Annotated in this window: 18 protein-coding genes and 1 pseudogene; 12 read left to right on the top strand and 7 right to left on the bottom strand. The window is 74.4% G+C overall.

Features of this window, described 5'->3' with window-relative positions:
- Nucleotides 1-112 precede the first annotated feature (112 nt).
- Nucleotides 113-913 carry an SGNH/GDSL hydrolase family protein gene (locus tag ACWCP2_RS12015; protein ID WP_450908520.1) on the top strand — a complete coding sequence of 267 codons (801 nt, stop codon included), beginning with the start codon at nucleotides 113-115 and terminating at the stop codon, nucleotides 911-913.
- 93 nt (nucleotides 914-1,006) lie between these two features.
- Here ACWCP2_RS12015 and ACWCP2_RS12010 read toward each other — a convergent pair whose 3' ends face one another.
- Nucleotides 1,007-2,719: a serine/threonine-protein kinase gene (locus ACWCP2_RS12010; RefSeq protein WP_450908454.1), complete on the bottom strand. Its 1,713-nt coding sequence runs from the start codon at nucleotides 2,717-2,719 to the stop codon at nucleotides 1,007-1,009.
- Between the two features lie 300 nt (nucleotides 2,720-3,019).
- On the opposite strand from ACWCP2_RS12010, the gene ACWCP2_RS12005 reads away from it, so the two are divergent.
- The gene (locus tag ACWCP2_RS12005) at nucleotides 3,020-3,289 is read left to right on the top strand and encodes a hypothetical protein (RefSeq protein WP_030720225.1); all 270 of its coding nucleotides are present in this window, start codon (nucleotides 3,020-3,022) and stop codon (nucleotides 3,287-3,289) included.
- 74 nt (nucleotides 3,290-3,363) lie between these two features.
- Here the strand turns inward: ACWCP2_RS12005 and ACWCP2_RS12000 are convergent, their stop codons facing one another.
- Together ACWCP2_RS12000 and ACWCP2_RS11995 are read right to left on the bottom strand one after the other, a co-directional pair.
- Nucleotides 3,364-4,572 (bottom strand): CaiB/BaiF CoA transferase family protein, encoded by a 1,209-nt coding sequence (locus tag ACWCP2_RS12000; RefSeq protein WP_450908453.1) that lies wholly within the window; start codon nucleotides 4,570-4,572, stop codon nucleotides 3,364-3,366.
- A 263-nt stretch (nucleotides 4,573-4,835) separates the two neighbouring features.
- Nucleotides 4,836-5,981: a type ISP restriction/modification enzyme gene (locus ACWCP2_RS11995; RefSeq protein WP_450908519.1), complete on the bottom strand. Its 1,146-nt coding sequence runs from the start codon at nucleotides 5,979-5,981 to the stop codon at nucleotides 4,836-4,838.
- A gap of 177 nt (nucleotides 5,982-6,158) precedes the next feature.
- Here ACWCP2_RS11995 and ACWCP2_RS11990 point away from each other — a divergent pair, with 177 nt between their 5' ends.
- Nucleotides 6,159-6,320: a hypothetical protein gene (locus ACWCP2_RS11990; protein ID WP_266876718.1), complete on the top strand. Its 162-nt coding sequence runs from the start codon at nucleotides 6,159-6,161 to the stop codon at nucleotides 6,318-6,320.
- 72 nt (nucleotides 6,321-6,392) lie between these two features.
- On the opposite strand, the gene ACWCP2_RS11985 is transcribed toward ACWCP2_RS11990, so the two are convergent.
- On the bottom strand, nucleotides 6,393-7,193 hold the full coding sequence (locus ACWCP2_RS11985) for a GntR family transcriptional regulator (protein WP_450908452.1): 801 nt from the start codon (nucleotides 7,191-7,193) through the stop codon (nucleotides 6,393-6,395).
- A gap of 10 nt (nucleotides 7,194-7,203) precedes the next feature.
- Nucleotides 7,204-8,529 carry a homogentisate 1,2-dioxygenase gene (gene hmgA, locus ACWCP2_RS11980; RefSeq protein ID WP_450908451.1) on the bottom strand — a complete coding sequence of 442 codons (1,326 nt, stop codon included), beginning with the start codon at nucleotides 8,527-8,529 and terminating at the stop codon, nucleotides 7,204-7,206.
- A gap of 272 nt (nucleotides 8,530-8,801) precedes the next feature.
- Here hmgA and ACWCP2_RS11975 point away from each other — a divergent pair.
- The 4 genes and pseudogenes from ACWCP2_RS11975 to ACWCP2_RS11960 form a co-directional block, all read left to right on the top strand.
- Nucleotides 8,802-10,898, top strand: a pseudogene (locus ACWCP2_RS11975) (right-handed parallel beta-helix repeat-containing protein); the annotation flags it as partial.
- Nucleotides 10,899-11,695: 797 nt separating this feature from the next.
- Nucleotides 11,696-12,529 (top strand): cupredoxin domain-containing protein, encoded by an 834-nt coding sequence (locus ACWCP2_RS11970; protein ID WP_450908518.1) that lies wholly within the window; start codon nucleotides 11,696-11,698, stop codon nucleotides 12,527-12,529.
- A gap of 502 nt (nucleotides 12,530-13,031) precedes the next feature.
- Nucleotides 13,032-14,465 carry a hypothetical protein gene (locus tag ACWCP2_RS11965; protein WP_450908450.1) on the top strand — a complete coding sequence of 478 codons (1,434 nt, stop codon included), beginning with the start codon at nucleotides 13,032-13,034 and terminating at the stop codon, nucleotides 14,463-14,465.
- Between the two features lie 63 nt (nucleotides 14,466-14,528).
- Nucleotides 14,529-15,149 carry a TetR family transcriptional regulator gene (locus tag ACWCP2_RS11960; protein ID WP_450908517.1) on the top strand — a complete coding sequence of 207 codons (621 nt, stop codon included), beginning with the start codon at nucleotides 14,529-14,531 and terminating at the stop codon, nucleotides 15,147-15,149.
- Between the two features lie 49 nt (nucleotides 15,150-15,198).
- Here the strand turns inward: ACWCP2_RS11960 and ACWCP2_RS11955 are convergent, their stop codons facing one another.
- Complete coding sequence (locus ACWCP2_RS11955; protein WP_450908449.1) at nucleotides 15,199-16,620, bottom strand: AMP-binding protein; 1,422 nt, start codon at nucleotides 16,618-16,620, stop codon at nucleotides 15,199-15,201.
- A gap of 513 nt (nucleotides 16,621-17,133) precedes the next feature.
- Here ACWCP2_RS11955 and ACWCP2_RS11950 point away from each other — a divergent pair.
- The 4 genes from ACWCP2_RS11950 (at nucleotide 17,134) to ACWCP2_RS11935 (ending at nucleotide 23,811) form a co-directional block, all read left to right on the top strand.
- On the top strand, nucleotides 17,134-19,539 hold the full coding sequence (locus tag ACWCP2_RS11950; RefSeq protein WP_450908448.1) for a molybdopterin oxidoreductase family protein: 2,406 nt from the start codon (nucleotides 17,134-17,136) through the stop codon (nucleotides 19,537-19,539).
- Nucleotides 19,540-19,613: 74 nt separating this feature from the next.
- On the top strand, nucleotides 19,614-21,125 hold the full coding sequence (locus ACWCP2_RS11945; protein WP_450908447.1) for a CitMHS family transporter: 1,512 nt from the start codon (nucleotides 19,614-19,616) through the stop codon (nucleotides 21,123-21,125).
- Nucleotides 21,126-21,215: 90 nt separating this feature from the next.
- Complete coding sequence (locus tag ACWCP2_RS11940; RefSeq protein ID WP_450908446.1) at nucleotides 21,216-22,628, top strand: aldehyde dehydrogenase family protein; 1,413 nt, start codon at nucleotides 21,216-21,218, stop codon at nucleotides 22,626-22,628.
- Between the two features lie 103 nt (nucleotides 22,629-22,731).
- Nucleotides 22,732-23,811 (top strand): Zn-dependent alcohol dehydrogenase, encoded by a 1,080-nt coding sequence (locus ACWCP2_RS11935; protein WP_450908445.1) that lies wholly within the window; start codon nucleotides 22,732-22,734, stop codon nucleotides 23,809-23,811.
- Between the two features lie 411 nt (nucleotides 23,812-24,222).
- Here the strand turns inward: ACWCP2_RS11935 and ACWCP2_RS11930 are convergent, their stop codons facing one another.
- Nucleotides 24,223-24,882, bottom strand: coding sequence for a TetR/AcrR family transcriptional regulator (locus ACWCP2_RS11930; RefSeq protein WP_450908444.1), 660 nt, complete (start codon nucleotides 24,880-24,882; stop codon nucleotides 24,223-24,225).
- Between the two features lie 90 nt (nucleotides 24,883-24,972).
- Between ACWCP2_RS11930 and ACWCP2_RS11925 the strand changes: the two genes are divergently transcribed.
- Nucleotides 24,973-26,124 (top strand): acyl-CoA dehydrogenase family protein, encoded by a 1,152-nt coding sequence (locus ACWCP2_RS11925; protein ID WP_450908443.1) that lies wholly within the window; start codon nucleotides 24,973-24,975, stop codon nucleotides 26,122-26,124.
- Nucleotides 26,125-26,144: the final 20 nt, after the last annotated feature.

Raw genomic sequence — 26,144 nt, 5'->3', positions numbered from 1 at the left:
GTCTGCCCCGAACATTCTTGGCATGGACACTTCCAGCGGACCTCGGCTGCTTGTACCACGGAGTCAGGAGTAACTCCGGAGTAACCCCCCACGAGGAGCCGCACACATGAGCATGAGAATGCCCCGGTTCGCCGCTTTGGCCTCGGCCCTGTTACTCGCCGCGGGCGCGGCCCTGTTCGGAGCCGGCCAGGCGACCGCCGCCGCCGACTTCGGCTACGTCGCCCTCGGCGACTCCTACTCCTCCGGCGTCGGCGCCGGCAACTACGACAGCTCCAGCGGGAACTGCAAGCGCACCCCCCGCGCCTACCCGGCCCTCTGGGCCGCCGCCCACGCCCCCCAGACCTTCTCCTTCGCCGCCTGCTCGGGCGCTCGTACGGGTGATGTGATGAGCGGCCAGCTCGCACCGCTCAACGCGGGCACCGACCTCGTCAGCATCACCATCGGCGGCAACGACGCCGGATTCTCCGACGTCATGACCACCTGTGTGCTCCAGTCCGAAGCCACCTGCGTCAGCCGGGTCAACCAGGCCAAGGCGTACGTGGACTCCACCCTCCCCGGCCAGCTCGACACGGTCTACAACGCCATCCACAGCCGTTCCCCGGGCGCCCGCGTGGTCGTCCTCGGCTATCCCCGCTTCTACAAGCTGAACGGCACCTGCGTGGCCGGGCTGACGGAGGGCGAGCGCACGGCCATCAACGGCGCCTCCGACTACCTCAACGCCGCCATCGCCAAACGCGCCGCCAACCACGGCTTCGCCTTCGCCTCGGTCGCCGGCGCCTTCACCGGGCACGAGATCTGCTCCGGCAGCGAGTGGCTCCACAGCCTCAACTGGCTGAACATCGGGGAGTCCTACCACCCGACGGCCGCCGGACAGTCCGGCGGCTACCTGCCCGTCTTCACCGGCGCGGCCTGACCGGTCACGGGCCGAGCCGTCGCGGCGGCTCGGTCACGGACCGCTCGGTCACCGATTGCACGGTCATGGCCTGACCGGTCACGGACTGACCGGTCACGGACTGACCGGTGACGGACTGGCCGTGGGCCCTGGGTTCGGTGACGGGGACGCGGTCGGTCCGGGCGAACCACCGGAAGGACCGGGGGAGGAGGCCCCGCCCGTCGGGGTCTCCTCCTCCTCGCACGTCACCGAGAACTCCAGCCAGTCCGAAGCCGCCGCCGACGGAGCCCGGACTTCGAGGCGCACCGCGTCCTCGAAGGTCGCGTCCGGATAGTGCGTCAGCTCCGTGTGGTCGAGCTTCACGCTCCCGGGCCCGCCCGCCGGATACGCCAGGGTCTGCCAGCCGGGGCCCGAGGTCTGCCCGCTGCGCGTGGCCCACCGGTACTCCACCACCGCCGGGGTGCGGTCCACCGTCACGGTGCCGGTGAAGGCCGGCGCCTCGTCGGCGGGCGCCGGGCACGTGCCGCGATAGCCGTCCCGGACGGCCCGCACGGCGGACAGGGTGACGCCCGGCGCCGTGGCCGAAGGGGACGGGGAGGCGGACGGCGAGGGCGAGGGCGAGGGGGACGCGCTCGGCGAGGGGGTCGGTGAAGGAGAAGCGCTCTGCGTGACGGGCGGGGCGGTCGTCGCCCCGGCGCCGCCGTCCCCGCCCGTGCCGCGGTCCTTCAGCAGCAGCCATCCCAGCAGGACCACCACGGCGAGCAGCACCACGATCCCGCCGGCCAGCACCATCCCGGCCGCGTTCCGCTCCGGTTCCGCGGGAACCGTCCGCGTCGGCCCGGTCCCGGACGCCGGCAGCGGCGGGGTGGGGAGGCCGTACCCGTGGTGCGCCACCGAGGTCGGGTCCTCGGAGCCCGGCACCCGGGCCGCCGCGGGCCCCGGCACCGAACCGGGGGAGGCCCGTACGACGGCCCCGCCCGCGCCGATGATGCGCAGCATCCGGGCCGCCTCCGCCGCGGACATCCGCTCCTCGGGATCTTTGACCAGCAGCCCCTCCAGTACGGGCGCCAGCGCTCCGGCGCGCAGCGGCGCCGGGAAGTCCTCGTCCACCACCGCCCGCAGCGTGGCCACCGGGGAGTCCCGGTGGAAGGGGAGCGCCCCCTCCACGGCCAGGTACAGCGTCACCCCGAGCGCCCACAGGTCCGATGCGGGACCCGGCTCGCGCCCGAGCGCCCGCTCGGGCGGCAGGAAATCGGGCGAGCCGACCACCTCGCCCGTCATGGTGATGGCGCCGGCGCCCTCCAGGCTCGCGATCCCGAAGTCGCCGAGCACGACCCGGCCGTCGTTGGCGATCAGCACGTTGCCCGGTTTGACGTCCCGGTGCAGCACCCCCGCCTCGTGCGCGGAGCGCAGCGCGGCCAGCACCTGCTCCCCGATGTGGGCGGTCCGCTGCGGGCTGAGCGGCCCGTCGCCCTCCAGGACCTCCGCGAGCGAGAGTCCCCGTACGATCTCCATCACGATCCAGGGCCGGCCGTCCTCGGTGGCCACGTCGTAGACGGTGACCACGCCCCGGTGCGAGACGCGGGCCGCGGCCCATGCCTCCCGCTCCAGGCGCCGGTACATCCGGGCCACCTCGGCCTCGTCCATCCCGGCGGGTGCGCGCACCTCCTTGACGGCGACCTCGCGCCCCAGGACCTCGTCCAGGGCCCGCCACACCATGCCCATCCCGCCGCGGCCGAGCGGGCCCAGCAGGCGGTAGCGTCCGCCGACGACCCTCCCGCCGGCTCCGTCCCCGTCCGCCCCCGACTCAGTCACCGAAAGCCTCATTCACGCGCGCCCCCAAGAGCGTTACCGGACGATCACTCCAAGTTAGCGCAGAGCGCGCGCCGTGGCTCCGCCCGCGACGGGAGTCACGCGGACGCCGCCGATGCGGTTCCCGGCCCCCCGAACTCGGCAGCCCAACCCTGCCGGGCTGTGCGGAGAGTGACGATCGACTCCGCTGAGTAATCGTCAACTCCCGCTCGCCACACGGGCAATTCACACGACCGGGATACCTGTGCGCGACGTGGGGACGATAGGGTTACCCTGCCCGGTGGGCCGGGTGCCCTCGTACGGGTGGGGAGAGACATGGAACAGATAGCAATGCGCAGCAGGCCGCCTCGCGTGCCTGCCATCACATGCGGGAGCGGTGCGACCAGTTCGCGCCTCGACCGTCACCTCGCCGTGCTCGGCGGTCCCGCCGTCCCGCACCGCGAGACGGCCGAGGCGACGCTGCTCATGCGTGAGCTCACCTCGCGCGACCACACGCACCGGCTGCGGAGCCGGAGCGCGCGCGTTTCGCTCTTCGCGCCGCTGCGCAGGCTGCGGCGGACCCTCTTCGGCAGCCGCCGTTCGTAGCCGGCAGCACTGCGGGGCGCGTCCCGCCCCCGCAGCGCCGCCGCTCCGAACCCGGCCCGGTCAACCCTGCCCAGTCAGCGAACCACGCCGTCCCGGCGCAATGCCGTGATCTGTTCGCCCGTCATCCCCAGGGCGCGCAGCAGGGATTCGGTGTGCTCGCCGAGCGCGGGCACCGCACCCATGTGCGGTGCCGCGCCGCCCGGCAGTCCGATCGGCGGCAGCAGGGCCCGCAGCGGACCCGCGGGCGAGCCCACCTCGCGCCAGCGGTCCCGGGCCTCCAGCTGCGGGTGCGCGGCGAGCTGCGCCACCGAGTTCAGCCGTGCGCAGGCGATGCCCGCCGCCTCCAGCCGCCCGATCGCCGTGTCGGCGTCGAGCCGGCCCAGCGCTTCGGCGACCACCGCGTCGGTCTTCTCCCGGTTCGCGGTGCGCGCGGCGTTCGTCGCGAACCCCGGGTCCTCGGCCAAGTCCGGGCGCTCCAGGAGCTGTTCGGCAAGTCGCCGCCATTCCCGGTCGTTCTGCACCGACAGCAGCACCCGGTCCCCGTCCGCCGTCGGATAGGCGTCGTAGGGGGCGATCACGGCGTGCGCCAGGCCCGTCCGCACCGGCTGCTCCCCGCCGTGCATGGTGTGGTGCAGCGGATGCCCCATCCACTCGGCGAGCGCGTCGAGCATCGACACCTCCACCCTGCCCCCGCGCCCGGTGATCCCGCGGCGCAGCAGGGCGGCGAGCACGCCCGAGAAGGCGTACATGGCGGCCGCGATGTCCGCCGCCGGGATCCCCGCCTTGACCGGCCGCTCCGGGGTACCGGTCACCGAGACCAGGCCCGCCTCGCACTGCACGAGCATGTCGTAGGCGCGCTTGTGGGCGTACGGGCCTTCGGGGCCGTAGCCGGAGACGTCCACGGCGACCAGCCGGGGGTAGCGGGCGCACAGCGCGGCCGCGTCGAGCCCGAGCCGGGCGGCGGCCCCCTGGGCGAGGTTCTGCACGAACACGTCGGCCCCGCCGAGCAGCCCGTGCAGCACCTCGCGGCCGCGCGGGTCCTTGAGGTCCAGCGCGATCGACTCCTTCCCCCGGTTGGCCCACACGAAATGCGAGGCGAGACCGTGCGCGGCGGTGTCGTAGCCACGGGCGAAGTCCCCGCCGTCGGGCCGCTCGACCTTGATCACCCGGGCCCCGAGGTCGGCGAGCTGACGGGTGGCGAAGGGCGCGGAGACGGCCTGCTCGACGGAGACGACGGTGACACCGTCGAGGGGGAGCGGCTCGGTGAACGAATCGGTAGCCATGCCCCCTGCCTACTCGATCCCACCCCGGGCTGTCACCCATCCAGCCGTGGGGCGTTTGAGGCGCGGGGCCTGGGGCGGAGCCCGGTACCCGTCCCCGGCCCGTTCGGCGGTTGAGGCGCGGGGTCCGGGGCGGAGCCTCAGGGGTCCGGGCGCAGCCCGGGGAACGGGCGAAGGGCGGGTAGGGGACTCCGCCCCGCAGGGCCCCCCGCAACCGCAGGCCGCCCGCCGCCGGGCCACCCGCAACCGGCCCCCCCCCCCGCGGCTCAGAGGAGCGCGAACTGCCCGCCCGGCCCCTCCTCCTGGTGGTCCAGGACCGAGGCCGGCCGCCGGGTCCGCGCCGGAGGCGGCAGCACCCCGCCCGCCCGCAGCTCGGCGGCGCCCAGCACCGGGCCCACCTCGAACGCCGCCCGTTCCGGCTCCAGTTCGGACAGCAGCGCCAGGGTCGTCACCAGGGCCAGCAGCTCCGAGGTCCACCCCTGCGGCCACTCCGCGGGCCCCACCGCGTCCAGCCCCTCCGCCTCCGGATCCCGGTGCGCGAGCCGGGCGGCGAACCAGGACTCCAGGACCCGGACCCCCTGGACCTCGTACTCCCACGCCCCGGCGGGTACGGGCGACACGGTGCCGGGGTCCCCGGAGCCGCCGATGCTCAGCGTATCGCTCCCCGGGTCGTACGCGAGCTCGCGCGGCCAGGCCGGCAGCGCGGAGCGGACGTACGGCCGGCGTCCGCCGGGCAGCCGGGGCGCCTCGCCGCCGCGGGCCCCGCGCAGCCGGACGGAGAGCACCCGGTGCCCCAGCTCCAGCCCGGCCCGCCAGCGCTCGGCGTCGGCGGTGAGGGGGACCTCGTACCCCCGGGGGCCGGGGCGGCCGGCGGCGAGGATCCAGCAGAGCACGTCCTCGGGGGCGACCCAGGTGCCGTACCGCTCGCCGAGCAGGTGCTGCAGCCCGGGGGCGAGATTGGGCTCGGCTCCGCCCGGCCGGCGGTGCAGCGGGCGGATCCGGCCGAGCCGGCCGGCCGGGAGATGCGCGGTGACCTGCAGCTCCGCCGGCTGCGCGGGTTCCACGACGAACAGCTGGTGCTCGTCCAGCACCCGCCACAGCTCCGGCCGGGCCAGGTCGATGAGCCGCTGGTCGGGCAGCAGCCACTGCTCGTCGAAGGGCTCGCGCAGGATCCGTACGGGGTCCGGGCGCGGCCCGGGCGTGTCCGCGAAGCGGGCCGTGGAACCGGCCCGCTGACCCGGCAGCGCCGCCGCCCCCGCGCCCGGGGTCCGGGCCCGGGTCGGGCGGAACAGCCGCTCCCGTTCGGGGCCCTCGGCGGCCGCCAGCGCGGCCCACCGGGCCCGCAGGGTCGCCGGATCGGGGGCCGCGACCCAGGCCCGGCCCAGGCGCAGGGGGCCCACGGCCCAGGGCATCAGATCGTCCAGCAGCGGGTCCCGCGGGGATGCGTCAGCGCTCACCCGGCCGATGGTAGCGACGCCACCCGGTGACCGGGCCGCGTCCAGGCCGGAGCGTTAGGCTCGCTATGGAGGGATCTGCCCGGATCCGCACGGAGCCGGGCCGGACCACGCGACACGGACCGGGAGACGCACATGAGCCAGTACGACGAGTACTCGACCCCCTCGCAGGCCGAGGGTGAGCGGCTCGACGAGGACCTGGACGCGAAGCAGAAGAAGCTCCGCCACGCCCAGACGCAGCGGACCACGCCGTCCCAGGCGGAGGGCGAGCGGGGGACGGAGGACGACCAGAAGTAGCGGCACGGCGGCGGCACGGCGGCAGCTCGCCGGCCCGCCGGCCCGACGGCCCGCGCGTCGCGGTGACGCCCGTCAGTGCGCGTCGACGGTCACCGTGAAGGAGAACCGGTCCCCGCGGTACCGGATCCGCGCCACGTCCACCACCCGGCCGGAGCCGTCGTAGGTGACGCCCGTGTAGTGCAGGATCGGGCTCAGCAGCGGCACTTGGAGCAGCTCGGCCGTGAGCGGGTCGGCGAGCCGGGCCTCCACGGTGTCGGTGATCCGGCTGATGTCCACCTTCGCGACGTCCCGCAGCACCTTGGTCATCGGCCAACGCACCAGATCCGCAAGGTCGATGGCGTCGGCCAGCTCCGGACGTACCGCGTTCTCCGCCCAGTTGGTCGGCTCGCCGCTCTCGCTGTCGTGGCGGAGCCTGCGGTACGTGACCACCTCGGCGGTGTCCGGGAAGTGCTCCAGCAGCTCCCCGGACACCGCCGTCCGCTCGTGCCCGAGGATCGTCGTACGGTCGCCGGACTGCTGCGCCACGATCGCGTCGACCGAACCGAGCAGCCGGACCGGGGCCCCGCGCAGGGCCCCCGGCTCGATGAAGGTCCCGCGCCGCCGGTGGCGGCTGATGAGGCCCTCGGTCTCCAGTTCCTTGAGCGCCTGCCGCATGGTCAGCACGCTCACCCCGTAGTGCTCGGCGAGCTGCTCCTCGGTGGGCAGGCGCAGTGAGGCGTCCGCGGTGCGCCCGAGTATGGAGGCGCGCAGCGACTGGGAGACCTGGTACCAGAGCGGCAGCTTCCGGTTCAGTACCAGCGAGTCGGGTGCGAAGGCGGTCACGGGTGGATCTCCGTAGGACGGGGCGGGCGCGGCGGCGGCGCCGCGCGGCATGCTCGTGATGTTAGGCGCGGAAGTGGCGCTGGAGGCCCTGCCAGACGTCGTCGTATCCGCTCTGCAGGTGGTCCGCGCCGGCCGCCTGGGCGGTGGCGGTGATGGGCCAGCGGGTCTCGAACATGAAGGCCAGGCCGTCGTCGATCTTCTGCGGCTTCAGCTCGGCGGCGCTCGCCCGGTCGAAGGTCTCCCGGTCGGGGCCGTGCGCGGACATCATGTTGTGCAGGGAGCCGCCGCCGGGCACGAAGCCTTCGGCCTTGGCGTCGTAGGCGCCGTCGATGAGTCCCATGTACTCGCTCATCACGTTCCGGTGGAAGTACGGCGGGCGGAAGGTGTCCTCGCCGACCAGCCAGCGCGGGGCGAAGACCACGAAGTCCACGCCCGCCAGGCCCGCCGTGTCGGAGGGCGAGGTCAGCACCGTGAAGATGGACGGGTCGGGGTGGTCGTAGCTGATCGAGCCCAGGACGTTGAAGCTGCGCAGGTCGTAGACGTACGGGACGTGCGTGCCGTGCCAGGCGACCACGTCGAGCGGGGAGTGGTCGTAGGTGGCGGTCCAGAGGTTGCCGCAGAACTTGTTCACGACCTCGGTCGCACGCTCGGCGTCCTCGTACGCGGCCACGGGCGCGCGGAAGTCACGGGCGGCGGCGAGCCCGTTGGCGCCGATGGGGCCCAGGTCGGGGAGCTCGAAGGGGCGGCCGTAGTTCTCGCAGACGTACCCGCGGGCGGTCCCGTCCTGGAGCTCCACGCGGAAGCGGACCCCGCGCGGGATCAGCGCCATCTCGCCCGGCCGGGCGCTCAGCAGGCCGAACTCGGTGTGCAGGAGCAGGCCGCCGCGCTCGGGGACGATCAGCAGCTCGCCGTCGGAGTCGCTGAACACCCGGTCGGTCATGGAGGTGTTGGCGGAGTAGAGGTGGATGGCCATGCCGGAGCGCTGGGTGGCGTCGCCGTTGCCGCCGAGGGTCCACAGGCCGGCCAGGAAATCCGTACCGGGCGCCGGGTCGGGCAGCGGGTTCCAGCGCAGCCGGTTCGGGTCGGCCGGGGCCTCCGTGAAGGGCGCGGAGCGCAGGGCGCCGTTGTCCGCGGCCAGGGTGAAGCGCGGGTGCGCGGCCGAGGGGCGGATCCGGTAGAGCCAGGAGCGGCGGTTGTGGGAACGCGGCTCGGTGAAGGCGCTGCCGCTGAGCTGCTCGGCGTAGAGGCCGAGGGGGGAGCGCTGGGGCGAGTTCCGCCCGACCGGCAGGGCCCCGGGGACGGCCTCCGAGCTGTGCTCGTTGCCGAAGCCGGTGAGGTACTCCAGCCCCTCCGCCGTCTTCCTGGCCTGCTCGCTGCCGCCGCTCATTGCACGCTCCCGGTCTGCCGAAGGAATCCTATGCCTGACAGTAGGATTCCTGGGCCCACGCGTCAACGGGGGATTCCGGCCGGTCGGCCGACCGGTGGGGCGGGGGCGGGGCTCGGCGGGGCGGGGCTCGGCTGAGCGGGGCTCGGCGAGGCGGGGGCGGGGGTGGGGCTCGGTGGGGCCGGGCTCCGGCTCGGCTCCGGCTCTGCCCCGCCGGGGGCCTATTCCTGCGCGAGGGGATCCCAAAAGATGAACATTGCTCTACTCTCACGCGCATGTCGTGGACCCGCAGGTTTCCTGCCGTGCCGGCGGCGCTCCTCGCCGCCCTCCTCGCGCTTCTGTCCCTCCTCGTCGCCGCGCCCGCCGCGCACGCGCACGAGGAGCGCCCCGTCGAGCTCCCCGACGGCACCGGCTCCGTACCCTCCTACCGCGCGGGCGAGCCCGACCTGATCGTCTGCAAGACCGACCGGCCCGCCTTCGAACGCCGGACGGCCGCCTTCCCCGACGCCCTCAGGCAGCGCAACCTCGCCCTCTACGAGCGCTGCGAGAAGAACGGCTTCCGCGACCTCCAGGCGGCCGTCGACGCCGTGGACCGCCCGGGCATGAACATCGCGATCCTCCCCGGCCTCTACGAGGAGGAGCCCTCGCTCCCCAAGCCCACCGGCGCGTGCGCCTCGCTCAAGGCGCCCAACTCCTCGCTCGGCTACCAGATCCTGACCTACGAGCAGCAGGTGGCCTGCCGCCACAACCAGAACCTGGTCGCCATCCTCGGCAAGACCGACCTCCAGATCGAGGGCACGGGGGCCTCCCGCGAGGACGTGGTCATCGACGCCAAGTACCAGAAGCTGAACGCGATCCGCGCGGACAAGTCCAACGGCATCTACTTCCGCAACTTCACCGCCCAGCGCACCACCTTCAACTCGCTGTACGTCCTCGCGGGCGACGGCTTCGTCATCGACGACGTGCTGACCCGCTGGAACGACGAGTACGGCTTCCTGACCTTCGCCAGCGACCACGGGCTGTACAAGAACTGCGAGTCCTACGGCAACGGCGACTCCGGCATCTACCCCGGCAGCGCCTCGAACATCAACGACGGCCGGGGCTACGACGTCCCCCGCTACTCCATCGAGATCACCGGCTGCCGCAGCCACCACAACATGGTCGGCTACTCCGGTACCGCGGGCGACTCGGTGTACGTGCACGACAACGAGTTCGACCAGAACATGGGCGGCGCCTCGATGGACAGCGCCTTCCCCGGCCACCCCGGACTCCCGCAGAACCACGCCCGCTTCGAACGCAACCTGATCCACGACAACAACGCCGACTACTACCCCTACGTCGCGGACGGCACCTGCGCCAAACCGCCCGTCGAGCGCGGCTACGAGCAGGGGGTGGTCTGCCCGCAGATCTCCATGCCCCCCGGCACCGGCATCATCACCGCCGGCGGCAACTGGAACCTCTACGAGAACAACTGGGTGTACGGGCACAAGCGTGCGGGCTTCTTCCTCTCGGCCGTGCCCGCCTTCATCCGCGGCGAGGAGGAGCTGTCCAAGCAGGCCGACACCTCCCACCACAACCGCTACGCCGGCAACGTCCTGGGCAAGGACAAGTCCGGCGCCTCCCGCCCCAACGGCATGGACGTGTGGTGGGACGGCCAGGGCAAGGGGAACTGCTGGCAGCAGGGCCCGGACGGTTCCACCCCCGGCACGCTCCCGCAGTGCGGCGACCGCCGCGGCGCGGTCTCCGGCGCCTCGGCCCGGCTGGCCGGTGAACCGGTGAAGCTGGCCCAGCTCCTCGTCTGCGCCGACTACAACGTCCAGGCACGCAAGCTCCCCGCCGGCTGCGACTGGTACGGCTCCCGCGGCCTCCAGCGGGTGGAGACGCAGCTGGCCCTGGCCGTCGCCGCGGTCCTCCTCCTGGTCGGCGGCCTCCTGTGGTGGCGCCGCCTGCGCACCTCCCGGCTGGGCACGGCGGCCGCCCTGCTCGGCCTCGGGGGCCTGGCGCTGGACGTGGCAGGCTCCACGACGGGCCTGGTCGGCACCTTCGTCCCGGCACTGGCCCTGCTCTGCCTCGGCCTGTGGTGGACCGGCACCGGCCTCGCCCTGCGCCCCACCCGGCCCTGGCTGGCCCGCCTGACCCTGCTCCTGGGCGGGCTCACCCTCCTCGACGCCTTCGACAAGGCCGTCCTGATGATCCCCTGGATCCCGCTCAGCCCCGCCTGGATCCGGTCCCTCGTCGCGGTCCTCTGGGCCCTCTGGGCCACCATCGCCGCAGCCCGCCCGCACAGCACCCCCGCGGGCCCGACCCCGCCCCGCAAAGCCGAACCCGGCAACCACGCCACCGAGCCCGCGGGAGGCCCGGTCGGCGCCCCCGGTGGCGACCCGGTGGCCACCCCGGGCGCCCCCCGGGGCGGAGCCTCGGGCAGCGGTCCCGAGGGAGGTTCCGACTCCGGTTCCGGCGGAGGTCCCGGTGGCAGCCCTGGCGGAGGCCCTGTTGGCGGCCGGGGCGGAGTCTCCGGCGGCTGTCGCGAGGGAGGTCCCGGTGGCAGCCCGGGCGGGGCCTCCGGCAGCGGTCCCGGCGGCCCCGGCGGAGGGGCCGGTGGCAGCTTCGGCGGCGGTCCCGGGGAAGGCTCCGGCGGCCCCGGTGGTGGCTCCGGCGGCGGTCCCGAGGGAGGTTCGGGCTTCGGTTCCGGGGGCGGTCCCGGTGGCGGCCCGGGCACCGGTCCTGGGGGAGGCCCTGGTGGCCACCCGGGCGGAGTTTCCGGGGCCGGTCCCGAGGGAGGTTCGGGCTTCGGTTCCGGCGGCGGTCCGGGTGGCGGCCCGGGCGCCGGTCCTGCGGGACACACCGGTATCCGCCCGGGCGGAGTCTCCGGCGGCGGTCCCGAGGGAGGTCCCGGTGGCAGCCTGGGCGGGGCCTCCGGCAGCGGCCCCGGCGGCCCCGGGGGAGGATCCGGTGGCAGCTTCGGCGGCGGTTCCGAGGGAGGCTCCGGCGGCCCCGGTGGTAGCTCCGGCAGTGGCCCTGGCGGCCGTCCCGGTCCGGCCCCCGACGGGGAGCGGGGCGCGGCCGGGGGAGACCGGCCGTGACGGGCCAGCCGGGCGACGGACGCCCTGAACGCCGGACCTGGTGCGACGTCTGCGGCACGCCGCCCCGCCGGTCCCGCCTGTCCCCGCTGTCCCGCCGGACGGGCCGCGCGGCGGCGCTGCTCGCCCTGGCCCTGCTCCTCGCCGGCGGCGCGGCGACGGGCTGCGATGGGCGGGCCACCACCCACCACAAGCCCGGCACCACCCACGAGCAGGCCTCCGGAACGGCCGGCACCCTCCTCGCCGCCGACGACGGCGCGGGCCACCGGCTACGCGAGGTCCCTGCCGAGGGCGCACCGGAGGTCCGGCTCACCGCCCGACCGGACTCCGAGGACGGCTGGAACCTCCAACTGGCTTTGAAGAACTTCCAGTTCACCCCCGACAGCACCGGCGGCGCCGCCCTCCCAGGTGCCGGCCACGCGCATCTGGAGCTGGACGGCCGCAAACTGGCTCGCCTGTACGGCCCTTGGTACCACCTGCCCGCCGCGCAGGTGCCGGAGGGCACGCACTCCCTGACCGTCCGCCTCTACGCGGACGACCACACGGCCTGGGCGGTGGCGGGCAAACCGGTCGAGACGACGCTCCAACTGATCGCCGGAGCAACCCAATCCACCCCCACCCACACCCACACGCCGGCCGCGACCCCGGAGGCGGAGCGGGCCGACCGCACGGTGACCATCACCGTGCAGGACGGCAAGGTCAGCCCGGCCCCGGGCCGGGTGGAGGTGACGCGCGGCGAACGCGTGGCCCTGCGGGTCACCAGCGACCGCGCGGACACCCTGCACGTCCACGGCTTCGACAAGGAACTCGCCCTGCCGGCAGGCCAGGAGGCCACCCTGATCCTGACGGCCGACCGCACGGGCCTCTTCGAGGTCGAGACCCACGAGTCCGACCTCGTCCTGACCCAGCTCCTCGTCCGATGACCCCGGCCCCGGCCTCGACCCCGGCCTTGACCCCGGTTCCGACATGGGTGCGGGTTCTGGGCGGGACCTCGGCCCTGGCTCCGACCCCGGTTCCGACGGGGGCGCGGGGCCTGGGTTGGACCCCGGCGCAGGTCCTGGCTCCGGCCCCCGCCCCCGCCCTGGCTCCGGCCCCGGCCTCGACCCCGGGTCGGACTCCTGCCCCGCGTCGAACGCCGGCTGCGAACGGGGCGCGGGCCCTGGGCCAGACCCTGGGCCAGGCCCCGGACCTGGCCCAGGCCCCGGACCTGGCTTGGGCCCCGGACCTGGCCTGGGCCCCGGCCCCGGACCCGGCCCCGGCCTTGGTCCTTGCCCTGGCTCCAGCTCTGGCTCCGGCACCGACTCCGGCCCCGGCCCCGGCCCCGGGGCGGGCTCTGGTTCCCGCCCCGGCGGTTCGGTGGTGAGCGGGCTCGGGGGGCAGGTTCTCCCGTACGGGGTGTTCGGTGGGGGGATCGGCCGGCCGGGCGTGGTCCTTCGCCCGGCCGATCCGTTCACCTCGCTCGCGCACGGGATCGGCTCGCAGCACGATCTGCCGATCTCACCCTTCTACGCCTTCGCCGGTGCCTTCACCGCGCTCTTCGTCTCCTTCCTCGCACTGGGTCTCCTCTGGTCCGCCTCCCGATTCCGCGGCGACCGCTCGGGCCTGGCGCTGCCCGCCGGGCTGCAGCGGGTGGCCGACGCGCCGGCCACCCGCACCGCCCTGCGCGGGCTCGGCCTCGCGGCCGCGCTCGCGGTCCTCCTGCACCTCCTCCTCGGCCCCGACGACCCCGCCCGCAACCCCGCCCCCGGCGCCGTCTACGTCCTGCTCTGGGTCGGCCTCGTCCCCGCCTCCCTCCTTCTCGGCCCCGTCTGGCGCCTCCTCAACCCGCTCCGCACCGTGCACCGGCTCTTCGTGCTGCTGGTGCGGAGGCTCCGTACGGCCCGGACATCCCGTACGGCGACCGCCGTTGCCGCCGCGCGCTCCTCCCGGAGCCCGCGCCCCGCCGGGGTGCCGCATCCCGCCAGCCCGGAGCCCCCGCTCCCGCCGTCCCCCGGGCCGAAGGCCCGCCCGTACCGCCCGCTCCCCGCCCGGCTCGGGCAATGGCCGGCCGCCGCCGGGCTCTTCGCCTTCACCTGGCTCGAACTCGTCTCTCCCGATCCCGCCTCCACCACCACCCTCCTGATCGCCCTGACCGGCTACGCCGCCGTCCAGCTCCTGCTCGCCGCCCGCTACGGCGAAGACTGGTTCGCCGATGGAGACGCCTTCGAGGCGTACTCCGCCCTCCTGGCCCGCTTCTCCCCCCTCGGCCGCCGCAGCGACGGCCGCCTCGTCCTCCGTAACCCCTTCCACGGACTCGACGCGACGCCCGAGCGGCCCGGACTCGTCGCCACCGTCTGCGTCCTGCTCGGATCCACCGCCTACGACGGCTTCTCCGACAACCCCTCGTGGATCAACGCGATCCAGACCTCCCCCCTCGGCCGCACGGCGGCGGCCACCCTCGGGCTGCTCGGAGCCATCACACTCGTCGCCGCCCTCTACTGCCTCTGCGCGGCGGTCACCCGCCTCGTCTGCGGCCCGCACCCCGGCCCGCTGACCGCCTTCGCGCACTCACTCGTACCGATCGCCCTCGGCTATCTCGTCGCCCACTACTTCTCCCTCCTGGTGACCGAAGGACCACGCACAGTCATCATGGCAGTGGGCACTGACAACGCCCCCGAACCCTTGTCCCCCTTGGGTCCCGGCGGTCTCGCCGCCCTCCAGGTGATCGCCGTCGTGACCGGCCACGTCCTCGGAGTGATCGCCGCGCACGACCGCTCCGTACGCCTCTTCCCGCCCGCGAAAGCCGTCGCCGGGCAACTGCCGCTGCTCGCGCTGATGATCACGTACACGGTCGGCGGCCTCAGCCTGCTGCTCAACTGAGAAGGCCGGCCCGACACGGCCGAACCGGTACCGCCGCCCACCCGTGAACCCAGGAGCGGCATGATGGACCCCGTGCCCCCAGCCCACCCCCTGCGCCGGACGCCGATCCAGCAGCGCAGCGCCGACCGCCTCGCCCGGATCCTCGACGCCTGTGCGGAACTCCTCGACGAGACCGGCTACGAGAACCTCAGCACCCGGGCCGTGGCCCTGCGGGCCGGCGTGCCGATCGGCTCGGTCTACCGGTTCTTCGGCAACAAGCGGGCCATGGCCATCGCCCTGGCCCACCGCAACCTCGACCGCTACGCCGACGGCATCGAGCGGCGGCTCGCGGACCTCCCGGACACCGACTGGCGTCCGGTCGTCGACGCGGTGCTGGACGAGTACCTGGTCATGAAGCGCAGCGTGCCCGGCTTCGCCCTCGTCGACTTCGGGGTGCCGGCGCCGCCTTCCGAGGGGCCCGCGTCCGACCCCAACCACCTGGTCGCCGTCCGCCTCACCGAACTGCTCGGCGCCCATCTCGCCCTCACCACGGACGCCGTCCTGGAACGGTCCGTCCTGGTCGCGGTCGAGGCCACGGACGCCCTGATCCAGCTCGCCTTCCGCAACGACCCGGACGGCGACCCCGGCATCGTCGCCGAAACCCGGGCGATGATGCACGCCTACCTCGCGCGCGTCCTGGACTGACGGCGGCCTCCCTCCTCCCTCTCCGGGGCCAGGGGAGGCCGCCGCCGCGTCACCCGACGCGTTCGAGCCGGCCGGTCACCACCAGGTTGCCGTCGGGCGTGCGCCGGGCGAGGACGCCGGTGCGCAGGTAGCCGTCGGCGGTGAAGGAGCGCGCGTTGAGGCCGGGCGACCGGAAGTAGCCGCGCGCGGTGTACGGGCCTCGGGCCAGGAGTTCGCCCGGCTCCCCGGCGGGCACCTCCTCGCCGGCGGCGTCGACGACGCGGATCTGGTCGTCGGGGGAGAGCGGACGGCCCTGCGTCGTGAGCACGGTCTCGTCCGGATCGCCGGGCCGGGTGAGGGTGAGGAGCCCCTCGTCCGTACCGAAGGCCTGCTGGAGGCGGCAGCCCCACTCGGCGGCCACCCGTTCGGCGCTCGCGCGGTCCAGGGGCGGCGTGCTGCCGCCGATCTGTACGAGCCGCAGGCTGCTCACGTCCGCCCCGGCCCGGGCCCCGGCCTGCGCCCCGGCTCCTGTCCCGGCCCCGGCCTCCGTCCCAGCCCCCGCCCCGGGACGCGCGTCGAGCCAGCGCCGGGCGGTGTCCGGTGTCAGCGCGGCCACGGTGACCCGCTCGCGCTCGACGGCCGCCAGGCGCGCGGCCGGCTCCGGGTCCTCGACCAGGACGATGGTGCCGCCGACGGTCAGCGTGCCGATGATGCCGGGGCCGCCGAAGGCGAGGTTGAGGTCGCCGGGCAGCGCCGCGAGGTACACGTCGTCCTGGGTCAGCGACACCAGCTCGGCCGCGGCCCGCGCCTGGTAGGCGTAGTCGTTGTGGGTGCGCGGCACCAGCCTGGGCGCCTCACCGGCGGCGCCCGAGAGCAGGAAGAACGCCACCTGCCCGGCGGTCAGCGCGAGCGCCGGCTCGGGCGGCGAGTCGAGGGTGTGCAGCGGGAAGTAGTGGCAGCCCGACGGGTCGGTGGCGAAACCGCCGTACGGGTCCGAGGCGCCCGGTGCTTCGAAGGTGAACACCCGGCGCAGGAAGGGCCCCCGGGCGGCGATGTCGGCGGCCATCGCGGTGTGGTCGAAGCCCCGGTACGTCGCGGGGCCGATGTAGCCGGTGGCCTCGGAGACCTGGACGACGTGGGCCACCTCGTCCGTACGGTGCGAGATCGGGCAGAGCACGGGGACCGCGCCGGCGCGCATCAGGGCGAACACGGTGACGACGAGCTCGGGTACGTCGGGCAGCTGGACGACGACCCGCTGCCCGGTCCGCAGGCCGCGCAGCCGGAACCCGGCGGCCATCCGGCCCACCCGGCGGTTCAGGGCCGCGTACGTGACACGGGTGTCGCCGTGGACGAGCGCGGTCCGGGGCCCGAACTGCACGGCCCAGCCGCGCAGCAGGTTGTCCAGCGTGCTGCCCCGCCAGTGGCCGGACGCCCAGTAGTAGTCGACGAATTCCTCGGGCCAGGGCGTACAGCCGTCGAGCATGGATGTCATCCGGCAATCCAATCCGCCGCCCGGCTCCAGGGGCAATGTGCTTTCCCGACCAAGGGTGCTGAAACGCGTCAGCAGAAGGCCCAATGGGTGCCGCTGACCAGGGAGAACGCCCGGGATGGGCGGGTGACGGGGGCGCATGCGCGGCCGGGCGGCGAGCGCATGCGCATCCGGGGCGGGAGGGCGTGCGCATCGGGTGTGGGGAGGCCGTGCGCGGCCGTGCGCCGAGGCCGTGGGCCGAGGCCGTGGGCGGCCCGTCCGGCCCCGTGCGGAGGAGCCCCGCCGATTCCGTCGGCCGCGGACCCTCCCCACCGTGCCTACCGGTCGGTATGCTCGGTGCCGCTCGCGCGGGCCCCGTGCCCGTGCCCCATCCGTCCCCGTGCCCCGTCGGTCCCCGTGCCCCTCGCCCGTGCCTCGTGCCCGTCCCCGCGCCCCTCGCCCGTGCCCCTCGCCCGTGCCTCGTGCCCGTCCCCCTCGCCGTGTCCCGTGCCGCAGCCTGCCGCCCCTGGAGGGCCCATGCCCCGCACCGCCCTGCGCATCTGCCCCCTCTGCGAAGCCACTTGCGGCCTCACGCTCACCATCGAGGGCACCACCGTCACCGGGGCCAGAGGGGACCGCGACGACGTGTTCAGCCGCGGCTTCATCTGCCCCAAGGGCGCAGCCTTCGGCGGCCTCGACGCCGACCCGGACCGGCTGCGGACCCCCCTCGTGCGGCGCGACGGCCGGCTTCGCGAAGCCACCTGGGAGGAGGCCTTCCAGGCCATCGCGGACGCGGTCCCCGCCCTCGTGCGGGAGTACGGGCCGCAGTCCGTCGGCGTCGTCCTCGGCAACCCGAACGTCCACACCATGGCGGGCCAGCTCTACCCTCCGCTGCTCCTCAAGGCCCTCGGCACCCGGAACCTCTTCACCGCCAGCACCCTCGACCAGATGCCCAAACACGTCTCCAGCGGGCTGCTCTTCGGGGATCCCTTCGCCATCCCCGTCCCGGACCTCGACCGCACCGACTTCCTCCTGCTCCTCGGGGCGAACCCGGTCGAGTCCAACGGCTCCCTGTGCACCGCACCCGACTTCCCCGGGCGGCTCAAGGCGCTGCGCGCACGGGGCGGCACCCTCGTCGTCGTCGACCCGCGCCGCACCCGCACCGCCAAGCTCGCCGACCGCCACCTCGCACCCCGCCCCGGCAGCGACGCCCTGCTGCTCGCGGCCCTGGCCCACACCCTGCTCGCCGAGGAGCTGACCGATCCGGGCGTGCTCGCGGAACACACGCAGGGAATCGGGGAACTCGGCGAGGCGCTCGGTAGTTTCACTCCCGAGGCCGTCGCCCCCGCCTGCGACCTCACGGCCGAGGAGATCCGCGCCCTCGCCCGGGACCTCGCGGCCGCGCCGACCGCCGCCGTCTACGGGCGGATCGGCAGCTGCACCGTGGAGTACGGCACGCTCGCCAGCTGGCTGGTCGACGTGCTGAACGTCCTGACCGGCAATCTCGACCGGCCGGGCGGGGCCCTGTTCCCGCTGTCCGCGACCGACCGCGCACCCCGGCCGGCCGGACCCGGCAAGGGCTTCGGCCTCGGCCGCTGGCACAGCCGGGTCAGCGGCCACCCCGAGGCCAAGGCCGAACTCCCGCTGTCCGCCCTGGCCGAGGAGATCGACACCCCGGGGGAGGGGCGGATCCGGGCCCTCGTCTCCATCGCGGCGAACCCCGTCCTGTCCGCCCCCGACGGCCGGCGCCTCGACGCGGCCCTGGCCGGGCTCGACTTCATGGTCAGCGTCGACCCGTACCTCAACGAGACCTCGCGCCACGCCCATGTGGTGCTGCCCCCGCCGCCGCCCTCGCAGAGCGCCCACTTCGACTTCTCCTTCAACACCTTCGCTATCCGCAACCAGGTCCGCTATTCACCGCCCGCCGTACCGCTCGAGGACGGGCGCATGGACGAGTGCGAGATCCAGGCCCGTCTCGTGCTCGCCGTCTCCGGCATGCACGGAACCGACCCGGTCGCCGTGGACGACCTGGCCATCGGGAGCACCCTCGCCAGGGAGTGCGCCGACCCGGACTCCCCCCTGCGCGGCCAGGACCCGGCGCGCCTCGCCGGCCTGCTCACGGGCGGCAGCGGCCCCGAGCGCCGCCTCGACCTGATGCTCCGGCTGGGACCCTACGGAGACCGCTTCGCCGTGGCCGCGGACCTGCCCGGGAGCGCCGCTACGGGAACCCGCGCGGGCGAGCCCGACGGCGCGGCGCGCCAGTACCCCGGGACCCCGGGCGGGCTGGGAGGCCCGGGTGTCCCGGACATCGGTGTCCCGGACTCCAGCGTCCCGGACCCTGGCATCCCGGACCCTGGCGTCCCGGACCCCGGCGTCCCGGGCGGCCTCGGGCTGGAGCGGTTGCGCGCGCACCCGCACGGAATCGACCTGGGCCCGCTGCGGCCCCGGCTCCCGGGCCTGCTCAAGACGCGCAGCGGCAGGATGGAGCTCCTGCCGGACCCGATCGCGGCCGAACTCCCCAGGCTGCGCGCAACGCTGACCGAGCGCCCCGCCGCGCTGGTGCTCGTGGGCCGCCGCCACCTGCGGTCCAACAACAGCTGGATGCACAACGTTCCGGCCCTCGCCGGAGGTTCCAACCGCTGCACCCTCCAGGTCCACCCGGACGACGCCGCCCGGCTCGGCCTCACCGACGGGCGCCCGGCCCGCATCACCGCCGACGGGGGCAGCCTGGAGGTTCCCGTGGAGATCACCGACACCCTGCGCGCCGGAGTCGTGAGCCTCCCGCACGGCTGGGGCCACGACCGCCCCGGCACCCGGCTGTCGGTGGCCGAGGCCGCGCCCGGAGTCAACGTCAACCAGCTCCTCGACGGCAGCCGACTGGACCCGCTGTCCGGGACGGCCGTGCTCAACGGATTCCCCGTCGAACTGACACCCATCCCCTGAGCTGGGGTTTTGCTCGTATTGCTCACGCTTGGACGTCTTGTTGGGCCCCGGAGGAGGCACCTAGGTTCCCCCCCATGCTCACCTTCCTCGGCTTCGCCATGATCGCGACCTTCCTGGTTCTGATCATGCTGAAGAAAATGTCGCCCATCGCGGCGCTCGTCCTCGTCCCCGCGCTGTTCTGCGTGTTCGCCGGTCAGGGCGCGCAGCTCGGCGGTTACGTCATCGATGGGGTCGGCAAGCTCGCGCCGACCGCCGCGATGCTGATGTTCGCCATCGTCTACTTCGGCGTGATGATCGACGTCGGCCTCTTCGACCCGGTCGTCCGCGGCATCCTGCGCTTCTGCAGGGCCGACCCGATGCGCGTCGTCGTGGGCACCGCCGTCCTCGCCGCCGTCGTCTCGCTCGACGGCGACGGCTCGACCACCTTCATGATCACCGTCTCGGCGATGTACCCGCTCTACAAGCGCCTCGGGATGAGCCTGGTGGTCATGACCGGTGTCGCGGCCACCGCCAACGGCGTCATGAACACCCTGCCCTGGGGCGGCCCCACCGCCCGCGCCGCCACCGCGCTCAAGCTGGACGCGGGCGACATCTTCGTACCGATGATCCCGGCGCTCGCGGCGGGTCTGCTCTGCGTGTTCGTCCTGGCCTACGTCCTCGGCCTCAAGGAGCGCCGCCGCCTCGGCCTGCTGACCCTCCCCGGCGGCACCGCGCGATCGGCGGAGCCGGCCGAGGAACTGCTGGTCACGGCCGGTACGGGCCCGTCCACCGGCGGGACCGCGGGCACGGCCTCCACCGGCTCCGCCTCCATGGGCTCCGCGTCCACCGGCTCCGCCCCCTCGGGCCCGGCCGCCTCCGGCCCGGCCGCCTCCGGCCCCGCCGCCTCCGGCTCCGCCGCCTCCGGCTCCGCCGGGGACTCGGCCGAGGACCCCGCCGGGGACGGCTTCCAGGGGCTCGACCCGCACCGCGCGACCCTGCGCCCCCGCCTCTACTGGTTCAACGCGGGCCTCACCGTCGCCCTGCTCACCGCCATGATCATGGAACTGCTCCCGATCCCGGTGCTCTTCCTCCTCGGTGCCGCCCTCGCCCTCACCGTCAACTTCCCCCACATGCCGGACCAGAAGGCCCGGATCGCCGCCCATGCCGACAACGTCCTGAACGTCGCCGGAATGGTCTTCGCCGCCGCCGTCTTCACCGGTGTCCTCACCGGCACCGGCATGGTCAAGCACATGGCCGACTGGCTCGTCGGGGCCGTCCCCGAGGGCATGGGCCCGCACATGGCCCTGGTCACGGGCCTGCTCAGCCTCCCCCTCACCTACTTCATGTCCAACGACGGCTTCTACTTCGGCGTCCTGCCGGTCCTCGCCGAGGCCGGCGCCGCCCACGGGGTCTCCCCGCTCGAAATCGCCCGCGCCTCCCTGGTCGGGCAGGCCCTGCACATGTCGAGCCCGCTCGTTCCGGCCGTCTACGTCCTGGTGGGCATGGCCAAGGTCGAGTTCGGCGACCACACCCGGTTCACCGTGAAATGGGCGGCCCTGACCTCCCTGGTGGTCCTGGCGGCAGGGATGCTTTTCGGCATCATCTGACCCCGCCCGCCCCTGGCGCGCACAAAACTACCGGCGCTAGTTTGTAGGGTGTGGGCGACGTCAGGTTCGCGCGTGCTCGGGAGGATTGCCATGAAGGCCCATGACGGGATGTACATCGGCGGCGAGTGGCGGGCCGCCCTCGGCCACGACCGCATCGAGGTCCTCAACCCGGCCGACGAGCGGCCCATCGCCTCGGTCCCGGCCGGTACGGCCGTGGACGTGGACGCGGCCGTACGGGCGGCCCGCGCGGCCTTCCCCGCCTGGGCGGCCACGGCTCCGGCCGAGCGGGCGGCCCTCATCGGGGCCCTGCGCGACGTACTGGTCGCCCGCAAGGGAGAGATGGCGGAGACCATCACCGCCGAGCTGGGCTCGCCGCTGGGGTTCTCGGAGATGGTCCACGTCGGGGCGCCGATCGCCGTGGCCTCCTCCTACGCCGAGCTCGGGGCCTCGTACGCCTTCGAGGAGCGGATCGGGAACTCGACCGTGCTCCTGGAGCCGGTCGGCGTCGTCGGGGCCATCACCCCCTGGAACTACCCGCTGCACCAGATCGTTGCCAAGGTGGCACCCGCTCTCGCCGCAGGCTGCACGATCGTCCTCAAGCCCGCCGAGGACACCCCGCTGACCGCGCAGCTCTTCGCCGAAGCCGTGCACGAGGCGGGGATCCCCGCCGGGGTCTTCAACCTGGTGACCGGCACCGGACCGGTCACCGGCCAGGCACTGGCCGCGCACGAGGGAGTCGACCTCGTCTCCTTCACCGGATCCACCGCCGTCGGCAAGCAGATCGGCGCCACGGCCGGCGCCGCCGTCAAGCGGGTCGCCCTGGAACTGGGCGGCAAATCGGCCAATGTCATCCTGCCCGGCGCCGACCTCGCCAAGGCCGTCGCCGCGGGCGTGGGCCACGTCATGAACAACGCCGGCCAGAGCTGCAACGCGCTCACCCGCATGCTCGTCCACCGGGACGAGTACGACGAGGCGGTCTCCCTCGCGGCCGCCGCCGCGGCCAAGTACGCCTCCGGCGACCCCCTCGACCCGGGCACCCGCCTCGGCCCGGTCGTCAGCGCCAAGCAGCGCGACCGCGTCCGCGGGTTCATCACCCAGGGCGTCGAGGAGGGCGCGCGCCTCGTCGCGGGCGGGCCCGAGGCCCCGCACGAGCAGGGGTACTTCATCGCCCCGACCGTCTTCGCCGACGTCACGCCCGGGATGACCATCGCCCAGGAGGAGATCTTCGGCCCCGTGCTGTCGATCCTGTCCTACGCCGACCAGGACGAGGCCCTGGCCATCGCGAACGGCACTGACTACGGGCTGGGCGGGGCGGTCTGGGCGGCGGACGAGGAGACGGCCGTGGCCTTCGCGCGCCTGATGGACACCGGCCAGGTGGACATCAACGGGGGCCGCTTCAACCCGCTCGCGCCCTTCGGCGGGTACAAGAAGTCGGGTGTGGGACGCGAGCTGGGCCCGCACGGCCTCGCCGAGTACCTCCAGACCAAGTCCCTGCAGTTCTAGGGGGCGACCGCACAGTCCCGCCGCCCTCCGGGCGCACGGCGCTCCTGTGCGGACACCCCCTGGCCCGCTTCTTTCACACCTCGCAGACACGGAGACGACGATCATGGTCCGCGCCGCCATCCTGCCCGCCGTCGGAGCCCCGCTGGAGATACGGGACATCGTGCTGCCCGAACCCGGCCCCGGCCAGGTCCGGGTGCGGCTCGCCGCCGCCGGGGTCTGCCACTCCGACCTCTCCCTCACCAACGGCACCATGCGGGTCCCCGTACCCGCCGTCCTCGGCCACGAGGGCGCGGGAACGGTCCTCGCCGTCGGCGAAGGCGTCACCCATGTCGCCCCCGGCGACGGGGTGGTGCTCAACTGGGCCCCGTCCTGCGGGCAGTGCCACCACTGCTCGATCGGCGAGGTCTGGCTCTGCGCCAAGGCGCTCACCGGGGTCGGGGCGGTGTACGCCCACGACGCCCTCGGCGCCGAGCTGCACCCCGGGCTGAACGTGGCCGCCTTCGCAGAGGAGACGGTCGTCGCCGCCAACTGCGTGCTGCCCGCCCCCGCCGGGATCCCGCTCGCGGAGGCCGCGCTGCTCGGCTGCGCGGTCCTCACCGGCTACGGAGCCGTCCACCACGCCGCGCAGGTCCGTCCCGGCGAATCGGTTGCCGTCTTCGGGGCCGGCGGCGTGGGGCTGGCCGCGCTCCAGGCGGCCCGGATCGCGATGGCGGGGCCGATCGTGGCCGTCGACGTCTCCCCGGACAAGGAGGAGCTGGCCCGGGCGGCCGGGGCCACGGAGTTCCTCCTCGCCTCCGAGACCACCCCCAAGGACATCCGCGCGCTCACCGGCGGGCACGGCGCGGACGTGGCCGTCGAGTGCGCGGGCCGGGCGGCGAGCATCCGGGCGGCCTGGGAGTCCACGCGGCGCGGCGGCCGTACGACGGTGGTCGGCATCGGGGGCAAGGAGCAGCAGGTCACCTTCAACGCCCTGGAGATCTTCCACTTCGCGCGCACCCTCACGGGCTGCGTGTACGGGAACAGCGATCCCGCGCGTGACCTCCCGGTGATCGCCGCGCACGTTCGCGCGGGGCGCCTCGATCTGGGGGGCCTCGTCACCGATCGGATCACCCTTGACGGGATCCCGGCGGCGTTTGACGCGATGCTGGCGGGCAAGGGTGGCCGCTCGCTGGTGATCTTCTAGCGGCCCGGCGGCCCGGCGGCCCGGCGGTCCGGCGGCCTGGCGCCTCCGCAGCCCCGGCCGCGGGTGTGCCGCTGCGCGGGGCGGAGTTCCCCTACCCGCCCTTCCACCGTTCCCCGGGCGCTGCCCGGACCCGGTCCTCAAACGCCGGACGGGCTGAGGAGGGGTACCGGGCTGCGCCCGGACCCCTGGGGCTCCGCCCCGGACCCCGGTCCTCAGGCGCCGGACGGGCTGAAGGGGTCCCGGGCTCCGCCCCGGACGACCCCCTGGGGCTGCGCCCCGGACCCCCTGGGGCTGCGCCCCGGACCCCCTGGGGCTGCGCCCCGGACCCCCTGGGGCTGCGCCCCGGACCCCCTGGGGCTGCGCCCCGGGCCCCGGTCCTCAGGCGCCGGACGGCTGGAAAGCCACACCGCGTCAGGGGGTGGTTTCGCGTAGGGCCGCGTACTGGAGGGCCAGGCCGTCCAGCAGGGCCGTCAGGCCCGTTTCGAAGGCGCCCTCGTCCACCTCCTGCTGGCGCTCCGCCAGGAGGTGGGCCTGGCCCAGGTGCGGGTAGTCCGACGGGTCGTACGCCGTCTCGTCGTCCACGAAACCCCGGGCGAAGGAACCCACCGCGGAGCCGAGGATGAAGTACCGCATCAGCGCGCCGATCCGGGTCGCCTGCGCCGGGGGCCAGCCGGCCGCGGTCATCGCCCCGAAGACGGCGTCCGCCACCCGCAGGCCGGCCGGCCTGCGGCCCGGTCCGCGCGCCAGCACCGGCACGATGTTCGGATGGTCGGACAGCGCGGCCCGGTAGGAGTGCGCCCAGTCGCGCAGCGCGACCTGCCATTCCCGCCCGTCCCCGGCCTCGAACATCGACAGGTCGACCCGCGCGCTCACCGCGTCCGCGACCGCGTCCAGGATCTCGTCCTTCGTGCGGAAGTGGTTGTACAGCGACGGCCCGCTGACGCCCAGCGCCGCCGCCAGCCGCCGCGTCGAGACGGCCTCCAGCCCCTCGCCGTCCACCAGGACGCCCGCCGCCTCGACGATGCGGGATCTGCTGAGCAGGGGCTTGCGCGGTCTGGCCATGCGCCACATAGTAAGGCCTGCCACAATTAAACTAGCGGTGGTAATTAATGGTCGGGCCGGCCGGTCCGGCCGGTCCCGTCCCCACCCCGGAGGTGCCCGGTGAATCTGGAGCTCAGCGAGGAGCAGTCCGCCGTCCGCGATCTCGCCCGCGCGTTCACCGAGCGCGAGATCGCCCCGTACGCGGCCGATTGGGACCGCGCCGAGAGCGTGGACCGGGCCGTCGTGAAGAAGCTCGGCTCCGTCGGCTTCCTCGGCCTGACCGTCCCCGAGGAGTACGGCGGCTCCGGCGGGGACCACCTCTCCTACGTGCTGGTCACCGAGGAGCTCGGCCGCGGGGACTCCGCCGTGCGCGGCATCGTCTCCGTCTCCCTGGGCCTGGTCGCCAAGACCGTCGCCTCCTGGGGCAGCGAGGAGCAGAAGCGTGCCTGGCTGCCCCGCCTCTGCTCCGGCGAGGCCCTCGGCTGCTTCGGGCTCACCGAGCCCGGCACCGGCTCCGACGCCGCCGCCCTCACCACCCGCGCCCGGCGCGACGGGGACGCGTACGTGATCAGCGGCAGCAAGATGTTCATCACCAACGGCACCTGGGCCGATGTGGTCCTCCTCTTCGCCCGCACGAACGAGGACCCGGGCCACCGCGGCATCTCCGCCTTCCTCGTGCCCGCCGACGCCCCCGGTCTGACCCGCCGCGAGATCCACGGCAAGCTCGGCCTGCGCGGCCAGGCCACCGCCGAACTCGCCCTCGACGGCGTGCGCGTGCCCGCCTCCGCGATGCTCGGCCCCGAGGGGAAGGGCTTCTCCGTCGCCATGTCGGCCCTCGCGAAGGGCCGGATGTCCGTCGCCGCGGGCTGTGTCGGCATCGCCCAGGCCGCGCTGGACGCGGCGGTCTCCTATGCGGCCCAGCGCGAGCAGTTCGGCAAGCCGATCGCCCACCACCAGCTGGTCCAGGAGCTGATCGCCGACATCTCCGTCGACGTCGACGCGGCCCGGCTGCTGACCTGGCGGGTGGCCGATCTGATCGACCGGGGGCTGCCCTTCGCCACCGAGTCCTCCACCGCCAAGCTCTTCGCCTCGGAGGCCGCCGTCCGCGCCGCGAGCAACGCCCTCCAGGTGCACGGGGGGTACGGCTACATCGACGAGTACCCGGCCGGCAAGCTGCTGCGCGACGCCCGCGTGATGACCCTGTACGAGGGCACCAGCCAGATCCAGAAGCTCCTCATCGGCCGTGCCCGCACGGGGGTTTCGGCCTTCTGACGGCTGCCTGACGGCTGCCT

Source organism: Streptomyces sp. NPDC002104 (assembly GCF_053593795.1).
The sequence above is the reverse complement of the archived record's forward strand: the minus strand, read 5'-3'. Positions and strand labels throughout refer to the sequence as shown.